Raw genomic sequence first — 9,482 nt, forward strand, 5'->3', positions numbered from 1 at the left:
ATCGCCACAGCGTTCCGCGTGCGTCGCGGGGAGCAGCCAGGCCGCGTACGCGACGCCGTCGTGCTCGAGCGGCTTGGCGGGCTGTCCCAGCACGTTCCCGCCCGCGCCGACCTCGCGCCGCGGCTCGCCGCCGTCGACGGGAACGCTCCACAGGGACTGGTCGTCGGCGAGGTACACGACCCGGCCGCGGGCGTCGGGGTCGCCCACCACGAGCTGCTCGGTCGTGCCGAGGTCCACCGGGTCCTTGCCGCGCACCCACACGCGTCCGGCCTCGGCGTCCACGAGCGCCCACTGGTCGCCCGCCGCCGTGATCACCGGTGACGCGACGTCGGCCTGCAGCGCGTCGCGTCCCTTGAGCTCGTCGGCGTCGATGTCGTACCGGATGACCGATCCGTCCGCCGACGAGTACGCGAAGATCATGCCCCGGTCGTCGACGGCCACGGCATCCGCCGTGTACGTCCGGGCGTTCTCGTCGCCCGCGGTGTCGAACGGGTCCAGTTGGGTGACCGACTGACCGGCGCGGCTCAGGTGGCCGGCGAACAGGGCACCGGTGTCGGTGCGGTACACGACGTAGTCGCCCGCGGTCACGACGGAGGTCGTGCCGGGCGGCGTCTCGGGCGACGCCTGGAGCTGGTCCTCCTGCAGGTCGACGGGCTGCGCCTCGTCGATCCGCGTGAGCTTGCTGTAGCCGTCGGTGAAGAGGTACGCCCCGTCGGGGCCCTGCGCGACCTGGCTCGGGTTCCCGGCCGTGCGCACGGTGTCGAGTTCGCCGACGGTGGTGTTGACGCGCGCGTAGCGCTGGCCCTCGCCCGTCTGCAGCGCCCACACCGACGTGTCGACCTCGGGCGTCTCCTGCGCGTCGAGACCGGGCCAGACGACGCTCGCCGTCACGACGAGCGCGGCGGCGGCGAGGGCGGACGTCAGCCCCGCGATGGTGCGTCGCCTCATCGCACGACCCCGGTAGCCACGAGGGCGGCGACGACGATCGCGGCGGCGACCACGAGCGTCGCCCCGGCGAGCACCCACGGCAGCACGCGGTGCGCGGCACGCGTCGGGGCGGAGATGTCGGTGTCCTCGTCGCGGACCAGACCCGCGACCCCCGACGGCCCGCGCGACTTGCGCACGCCCTCGCGCTCGATCCGCGAGCGGGCGGGACCCCGCAGCGTGCCGTCGGCGAAGTCGACCGCGCGCGCCGTCGGCGCCCACTCGGCCGCGGGCACCTCCAGCGGCGTCGCCGGCAACCCGAGCTCGGTCTGCACCCGCTGCAACGCCTCGCCGAACTCCCGCGCGCTCGCGTACCGGTCCGCGGGATTGCGGGACATCGCCCGCGCGAGGACGACCTGCAGCGACGGCGGCACGTCGGTGCGGGTGATCTCGGTGTACGACGCCCGCGCGATCCGGCGGCGCAGCTGCTCGCGGGAGTTCTGCCCCCGCTCGCGCCGCTCGAAGGGGCTCTGCCCGGCGAGCAGCGAATACACGGTGGCCCCGAGGCTCCACACCTCGCTCGACACCGTCCCCGCGGTCTGCTCGGCGATCACCTCGGGCGCGCTCCACGGCACGCTCATCGCGAGCATCTCGTCCACGCCCTGCCGCACGAGCGAGGACGAGATGCCGAAGTCCGCGAGCACCGGCGCGCCGAATGTCGTGACGAGGATGTTGCTGGGCTTGACGTCGCGGTGCACGAGGCCGGCGTGATGCGCGGACTCCAGCGCTCCGGACATCCGCACGCCGATCGACAGCACCTCGGCCACCGGCATCCGCTCCACCCGGTAGCGCTGCGCGAGCGACCCGGGGCAGTACTCCATGACGATGTACGGGCGACCGTCGGCCGAGATCCCGGCCTGGTACACCGTGACGATCGACGGGTGCGCGGAAAGGTGCGCGAGCACGTCGGCCTCGGCGTTGAACATGCGCAGCAGGTCGGGGTCGCGCACGTCGCTCGGCAGCACCTTGACCGCGACGTCGCGGCGCGGCATGTCCTGCCCGTAGAGGAAGACGTCGGCAAAGCCGCCCGACCCGAGCGGCCGGATGTAAGCCAGGCCCGGAAGGATCGGGGGCGTCGAGGGCAGGCGCTGCGGCATCGTGCCCCCTCCCCGGAACTCGCATCCGCCACACCTCGCGCGGACAGTTCGCAACTCTAACAAAAGCCGCTGAGGCGCCCCGAGGCCTTGTGGAGGGAGCTCAGGATGCCATCGGCCCCGGGTCGCGCGGATCGAAGGGCGCGTCGAGCGACCGGGAGAGATCGTCGAGCAGGGCCGCGATCTGCGGCTCGACGTACTCCGCGACGGCGGCCTGGATGCGGAGGCGGTGGTGGAGGAGCATCGCGCAGACCTCGCGGCCGATCATGTTCGCGTAGTCGTCGGCGAGCCCGACCTCCTGCCGGAGCGCGGCTTTCGCCGCATCCGAGAGCGGCGGAAGGGCGGGGAGTTCCGCCTCCTCCTCGGCGGCCAGACCCGTCAGCGTGAAGAGGAACGGTGCGCCGGGTTCGGGCTCGGGGTCGAGCGGCATCCCCTCGAATTCCGGTTCCAGCCCCTCGGACGGGCGATACGACCGGCGCCGGTTGCGCGCGGCCTGCTGGTCGAGCTCGTTCTGGAGCATCGGGAGGTTGCGCGAGGTGTACTCGGCGACGGCGTGATCGACGATCGTCTTGACGCGCGTCGACAGCCCGTGCTGCACGCCGTGCGGCACGTCGGAGCCGAGACCCGCGGCCGACAGCACCGGCGACCCGAAGCAGCGTCGGCACGGAGCGACGCGTCCGCGGTGGTTGGCCGGCTCCCACCGGGGCAGCCAAGCGAGCCAGGCGTCCACCGCCTGGCCGACCTGGGTCTCGAGCGACCGCTCCACACCCCTAAGCTAGCCCGCCGCGTGTCCGAACGGGCGGATGCCACGACTCCCGGGTCATCGATCGTCGTCGTCGCGGCGTTCCCAGCGCCAGTGCGGGCCCTCGCCCCGGCGGCGCACGAGGAGCACGCCGAATGCTCCGGCGAGCACCCCCGAGACCGCGATCACGGCGCCCGGCCACCCGAGCGCGACGGCCCCCGCCGCGGCGAGACCACGGGCGAGGTCGCCCCCGGTCACCGCCGCGCCGACCGCGATGCCGAGCGTCTCGCCGACATAGGCTGCGATCGCGCACGGCACCGCGGTCAGGTACCCGGCCGGTTCGGCGCGCAGCCCCCACAGCAGCACCCCCGCGAACAGCAGGAGGGCCAGCAGCATGCCGACGACCCCCGGGAGGGGCCCGAGACCCCGGACGGGGATGACGTCGGCGTCGAGCAGCAGGCTCGCCACGCCGAGACCGCCGATGGCCAGCGCGAGGAACGTCGCCGTCGCGAAAACGACGGCGACCGGCGGGGTCACCCCCGCCGGTCGCGGCGTGTCTGTCATGGCATCCGGGTCACTGCGACAGGACCGGGCCGGCCTCGAGCGTGCGCTCGTACTCGCGCTGTGCCTCGTCGTTGAGCTCGGTGACGCGGCGGCCGCGACGGGCGACCCACGCACCGAACCACACGGTGAGCTCGCGACCGAGCACGAAGGCGACGATCGCGAGCGGGGCCAGGACGCTCGCCTGGACGACGTCCACGCCCTGGCGGACGGTCAGCATCCAGAAGGGAGCGGCGAAGAGCGCACCCAGGATGTAGCCGCCCCACGAGATCACCCCGACCAGCAGACCCCAGACGACCCAGTGACCCCAGCCGCCCCGGTTGATGAGCGAACCGAGGAACCAGAAGCCGATGAAGAACGCCACCGTGGGAACCCACAGCGTCCAGGTCGCGAGCACGGAAAGGGCGGCATCCGCGAGGCCGTCGATCTGGATCCTGCCGAGGAGCAGGCCGAGGCCGAGCGTCGCGGCCAGGTACAGCACGGCGAACACGAGCGCCGCGAGGAGGCCGATGGCACCGGCGGCACCGCGGTTGCCGCGCGGACGCGGGGCCTCGGGCGCCTGGACGAAGATCGGCTGCGCGGCGCCGACCGGACGCGTCTCGTCGGCGTACGCGGCGGTGGGGGCGGCTACGGCGGCACCGGCGGCCGCGGCGGCGGGGACCGTCGCGTCGGTGCGGTACTCGTCGCGGACCGGCTCGGCGGCGGGGTTGGACGTCGTCGCGGCCTCCGGCTCGGCTGACGCGGCGTACGCGGCCCAGCGGGCGTCCTCGTCGTCGAGGTCGACGGAGCGGTGCGCGGCGGGCGCCGACACGGCCGTCGGCGTGCTCGGCTCGACCGGCGACGCGTCGTGCACCGTAGTCGCGGCAGCGGGAGTCGCGGCGGCGTGCTCCGACTCGCGCTCCTTCCACGCCGCAGCGGCCTCCTCCGGCTCGACCGCGTCGCGGCGGGCGGCCTCGGCGTCGGCGAGCCCCTCGTGGGCACGTCCGACGACGTCGTGCGCCTCTTCCTTGGGCTCGTCGACGGGGTCGCCGTACGACTGGGGGTCGCTCATCGGGGTCTCCTCACGCGCGCAGATATGGTGCGGCGCCAGGCTAACCCGCGCGGCGGCCCGCGCCGCGGAGGCGTGCCGTCGTGTGTCGGTCTCGACCGTGTCGGCGGTGCCGCCTAGGGTGGGCGGCATGACCGGTCGACCGACGTCCACGGCTCTCGCCGCGGTGCTCGCGCTGGCCGCGGCACTCGCCCTCAGCGCGTGCGCACCCGACCCGGATGCCGCGCCGGGGCCCACCGCAGCGTCCCCGGCGGTCTCCTCCACACCCACCGGCACCCCGATACCGACGATCACGCCGACCGTGGCCCCGGCATCCATTCCGACCGATTGCCGCGCGATCCTCACCGCGGACGTGCTGTCGCAGCTCGGGTCCATTCCCCTCAACGATCCGAAGCTCGGCGCGTCCGGGGTCCAGCCCGACGGGTCGCTCATCTGCATCTGGCGCGACCCCGCGGCCGACACCACGGGTCTCGTCACGCGGATCTCGCGCATGGACCGCGGCCCCGCGCTCGACATGCTCAACGACCTCGTCAACACCCAGGGCTTCAGCTGCTACACCCCCGACGAGGGCACCCGCTGCGAGAAGACCTGGATCAACACGACGTACGCCGTCAACGACGGCCGCACCCTGTTCTGGCGCAACGACGTCCTCATCGACACGCAGTACTCCAACCTCGCCCCGACGGGCTACACCGCGAGCATCATCGCCGCGATCTACGGCTGACCCCGCCCCGTCACTCGCCGAAGGCGCGGGATGCCACGACCGCGGTGTACCCGTCCGGCATCCATCTCGAGAACGTCGAGGACACCCACCGGTCGCCGCGGAGGTCGTGGACCTCGGTGACGCCGTCGGCCGTGCGTTCGCAGTGGACGGTGTCCGCGTCGGTCGCGCACGCGAAGCCCTGACCGGACAAGGTGGCCTCGACGGCGGCGGCACCGTCGGCGGAGACCGTGGCCACGCTGCTCTCGAGCCAACGCCCGCCCTCGCCCCGCCAGTGGCACGTGATCACGGGAGTCGGCGCCGCGGCGGCCACCGCCTCCGGCGTGGACAGCGGCCCGGTGTGCCGCTGCGTCAGCAGCGCCTCCGGCGACCACACCAGCTCGGACCACATGGGCTGCGTGTACAGGTCGCGACAGGTCGTGGCCGGGCCGGGCACGCGCGGCGCGTCGGTCCAGGGTGGAGTCGTCGAGCCGGCGCGGAGCGTATCGCCCACGAACGTCACCGTACCCGGCAGACCCGGCGCGGCCAGCACGAGCAGGGCTGCGACGACGACGGCGCACAGCACGCCCACCGGCCACGCGATCCACGCACTGCGGCCACCGACTCGAGCCATCCGTTCCTCCCCCACCACGGTAGGTGAGGGGACCCCGCGCGCAGCCACCCCGACACGCCGCGCACCCCGACACGTCATCCGCCGGAAACGCCCCGGGTACGACGAAGGCCCCCGGCGCGAGCCGGGGGCCTTCGGGGATCAGGATGCCGCACCGGGGTGCGGCATCCATCGATCAGTTATAAGTGCCGGGCGTGAAGTCGTCCGTCGAGAAGCTGTCGAAATCGACGTAGCTCAGGTCGGCGTCGCTGTACGCGCCGTCCGAGGCGAAGATGCGGTTGGGGTACCGCTCGCTCTTGGCCTCCTCCGTCGCCTCGACGGTGACGTTGCGGTACTTCGCAAGACCCGTTCCGGCGGGGATGAGCTTTCCGATGATGACGTTCTCCTTGAGGCCGACCAGCGGGTCGCTCTTGCCCTCCATGGCCGCCTGCGTCAGGACGCGGGTGGTCTCCTGGAAGGACGCGGCCGACAGCCACGACTCGGTCGCCAGCGACGCCTTGGTGATACCCATCAGCTCGGGACGACCCGACGCGGGACGCTTGCCCTCGCCGACCGCCTCGCGGTTGATGGTCTGGTAGCGCTTGAAGTCCACCAGCTCACCGGGGAGCAGGTCGGTGTCGCCGTGGTCGACGACGGTGACCTTGCGCAGCATCTGGCGCACGATGACCTCGATGTGCTTGTCGTGGATCGGCACACCCTGCGAGCGGTACACGCCCTGGACGCCGTTCACGAGGTACTTCTGCACCTCGCGGGCACCCTGCACGCGCATGACCTCCTTGGGGTCGAGCGTTCCGACCTGGAGGGGCTCGCCGACCTTGACGTGCTGGCCGTCCTCGACGAGGAGGGTCGCACGCTTCAGGACCGGGTACACGACCGGCTCGTCACCGTTGTCGGGCGTGAGGATGACCTTCTTGGCCTTGTCGGTCTCGTCGATCGTGATGCGGCCGTCGGCCTCGGCGATCGGCGACGCACCCTTGGGGGTACGGGCCTCGAACAGCTCCTGCACGCGGGGCAGACCCTGCGTGATGTCGTCGGCCGACGCGGAACCACCGGTGTGGAAGGTACGCATCGTCAGCTGGGTACCGGGCTCACCGATCGACTGGGCCGCGATGATGCCGACGGCCTCGCCGATGTCGACGATCTTTCCGGTCGCGAGCGAACGGCCGTAGCACTTCGCGCAGACACCGACGGCCGAGTCGCAGGTCAGCACGGAGCGGACCTTGATCGACTCCACACCACCCTCGACCAGCTTGTTGATGAGCACGTCGCCCACGTCGTCGCCGGCCTCGGCCAGAACCGTGCCCTGCGCGTCGACGACCGCCGTGGCGAGCGTACGAGCGAAGACCGAGTTCTCGACGTTGGCGTCCTTGACGAGGGTGCCGGACGAGTCGACCGCGGCGATCGGGAGCTCAAGGCCCTTCGACGTGCCGCAGTCCTCCTCGCGGATGATGACGTCCTGCGAGACGTCCACCAGACGACGCGTGAGGTAACCCGAGTCGGCCGTACGGAGCGCCGTGTCGGCCAGACCCTTACGGGCACCGTGCGTCGCGATGAAGTACTCGGCGACCGACAGACCCTCGCGGTACGAGGAGATGATCGGACGCGGGATGATCTCACCCTTCGGGTTGTTCACCAGACCACGCATACCCGCGATGTTGCGGATCTGCAGCCAGTTACCACGGGCGCCCGACGAGACCATGCGGTTGATGGTGTTGTCGGCCGGGAAGTTGTCGCGCATCGCCTTCTGGACGGCATCCGTGGCCTCGGTCCAGATCTTGATGAGCTCCTGACGACGCTCGGCGTCGGTGGTCAGACCCTTCTCGTACTGCGCCTGGACCTTCGCGGCCTGCTTCTCGTAGCCCGCGACGATCTCGCCCTTGTTCGGGGGCGTGAGGATGTCGCTCAGCGCGACCGTCACACCCGAACGCGTGGCCCAGTAGAAACCGGCGTCCTTGATCCGGTCGAGCGATGCGGCGACCTCGACCTTCGGGTACTCCTCCGCCAGCTTGTTGACGATCTGCGACAGCTTGCCCTTGTCGGCCTGCTCGCGGACGAACGGGTAGCCCTTGGGGAGCGTGTCGTTGAAGATCGCCTGGCCGAGCGAGGCATCCACGAGACCGTGCTGCTCGTAGCCCTCGGGCGCCTGGCCCTCGAGGAACGTCAGGCCGGGGATGCGGATGCGCGCCTTGGCCTGCAGGTCGAGGGTGCCCTCGTCCTTGGCCAGGATCGCCTCGCCCACCGAACCGAACGCACGGCCCTCGCCCACGGCACCCTCCTTGAGGGTGGTGAGGTGGTGGAGACCGATGATCATGTCCTGCGAGGGCAGGGTCACCGGACGGCCGTCCGACGGCTTCAGGATGTTGTTGGACGCGAGCATCAGCACGCGGGCCTCGGCCTGGGCCTCGACCGACAGCGGCAGGTGGACGGCCATCTGGTCACCGTCGAAGTCGGCGTTGAACGCCGCGCAGACGAGCGGGTGCAGCTGGATCGCCTTGCCCTCGACGAGCTGGGGCTCGAACGCCTGGATGCCGAGACGGTGCAGGGTGGGTGCACGGTTCAGCAGCACGGGACGCTCGCGGATGATCTCCTCGAGCACGTCCCAGACCTCGGGACGGTAGCGCTCGACGGCGCGCTTGGCGGCCTTGATGTTCTGCGAGTGACCGAGGTCGATCAGGCGCTTGATCACGAACGGCTTGAAGAGCTCGAGCGCCATCTGCTTGGGCAGACCGCACTGGTGCAGCTTCAGCTGGGGTCCGACGATGATGACCGAACGGCCCGAGTAGTCCACGCGCTTGCCGAGCAGGTTCTGGCGGAAACGACCCTGCTTTCCCTTGAGCATGTCGCTCAGGGACTTCAGGGCGCGGTTGCCGGTACCCGTGACGGGACGACCGCGGCGGCCGTTGTCGAACAGCGCGTCGACGGCCTCCTGCAGCATGCGCTTCTCGTTGTTCACGATGATCTCGGGGGCACCGAGGTCGATGAGGCGACGGAGGCGGTTGTTGCGGTTGATCACGCGACGGTAGAGGTCGTTCAGGTCGGAGGTGGCGAAACGGCCACCGTCGAGCTGGACCATCGGGCGCAGCTCCGGCGGGATCACCGGAACGACGTCGAGCACCATCGAGGCCGGCGACATGCCGGTCTGCAGGAACGAGTTGACGACCTTCAGGCGCTTGATCGCGCGGATCTTGCGCTGACCCTTGCCCTCGGAGATCTGCAGGTGGAGGCTGTCGGCCTCGGCCTGCAGGTCGAAGGTCTCGAGGCGACGCTTGATCGACTCGGCGCCCATGTGGGCCTCGAAGTACTGACCGAAGCGGTCCTGCAGCTCGTGGAAGACGTCGTCCTCGGGCTTCAGGGCACCGACCTCGAGCGTGCGGAAGTCCTCCCACACGCGCTCGAGCTTGGCGATCTGCTCGTCCGCGTTCTTGCGGATCGAGGTCATGTCCTTCTCGGCGGCGTCCTTGACCTTCTTCTTCTGGTCGGCCTTGGCACCCTCGGCCTCCAGGGCCGCGAGCTCCTCCTCCAGCTTCGCCAGACGGGCGGCGATGCGCGAGTCGCGACGGTCGCCGAGCGTCTTCAGCTCGAGGCGGATGTTGTTCTCCTGCGTCGCCAGGTCGCGGTGACGAGCATCCTCGTCGACCGAGATGACCATGTAGGCGGCGAAGTAGATGACCTTCTCGAGGTCCTTCGGCGCCATGTCCAGCAGGTAGCCGAGGCGCGAGGGC

At 71.1% G+C, this 9,482-nt stretch carries 7 protein-coding genes and 1 pseudogene; 1 reads left to right on the top strand and 7 read right to left on the bottom strand.

Features of this window, described 5'->3' with window-relative positions; genetic code table 11:
* The 5 genes and pseudogenes from I5G_RS20970 to I5G_RS06210 form a co-directional block, all read right to left on the bottom strand.
* Positions 1 to 948 (bottom strand): annotated as a pseudogene (locus I5G_RS20970) (hypothetical protein); the annotation flags it as partial.
* Positions 945 to 2,081, bottom strand: a complete 1,137-nt coding sequence (locus tag I5G_RS06195; protein ID WP_022878291.1) for a serine/threonine-protein kinase — start codon at positions 2,079 to 2,081, stop codon at positions 945 to 947. The pseudogene I5G_RS20970 and the gene I5G_RS06195, both read right to left, overlap by 4 nt.
* 100 nt (positions 2,082 to 2,181) lie before the next feature.
* Complete coding sequence (locus tag I5G_RS06200; protein WP_022878292.1) at positions 2,182 to 2,844, bottom strand: hypothetical protein; 663 nt, start codon at positions 2,842 to 2,844, stop codon at positions 2,182 to 2,184.
* Positions 2,845 to 2,898: 54 nt separating this feature from the next.
* Complete coding sequence (locus I5G_RS06205) at positions 2,899 to 3,384, bottom strand: hypothetical protein (protein WP_026095691.1); 486 nt, start codon at positions 3,382 to 3,384, stop codon at positions 2,899 to 2,901.
* A 10-nt stretch (positions 3,385 to 3,394) separates the two neighbouring features.
* A complete protein-coding gene (locus I5G_RS06210; protein WP_026095692.1) occupies positions 3,395 to 4,432 on the bottom strand; it encodes a hypothetical protein in 1,038 nt (345 codons plus the stop codon).
* Positions 4,433 to 4,559: 127 nt separating this feature from the next.
* Between I5G_RS06210 and I5G_RS06215 the strand changes: the two genes are divergently transcribed.
* Entirely contained in the window at positions 4,560 to 5,153 is a 594-nt protein-coding gene (locus I5G_RS06215) for a hypothetical protein (RefSeq protein ID WP_036326659.1), read from the top strand.
* Between the two features lie 10 nt (positions 5,154 to 5,163).
* On the opposite strand, the gene I5G_RS06220 is transcribed toward I5G_RS06215, so the two are convergent.
* Together I5G_RS06220 and rpoC are read right to left on the bottom strand one after the other, a co-directional pair.
* Positions 5,164 to 5,763 (bottom strand): hypothetical protein, encoded by a 600-nt coding sequence (locus I5G_RS06220; protein WP_022878296.1) that lies wholly within the window; start codon positions 5,761 to 5,763, stop codon positions 5,164 to 5,166.
* A gap of 172 nt (positions 5,764 to 5,935) precedes the next feature.
* Positions 5,936 to 9,482: DNA-directed RNA polymerase subunit beta' (gene rpoC, locus I5G_RS20975; protein WP_022878297.1), on the bottom strand; the 3,547-nt coding region annotated here is incomplete at its 5' end.

It is taken from the genome of Microbacterium sp. B19 (genome assembly GCF_000333395.1).
In the GTDB taxonomy this organism is placed as follows: domain Bacteria; phylum Actinomycetota; class Actinomycetes; order Actinomycetales; family Microbacteriaceae; genus Microbacterium.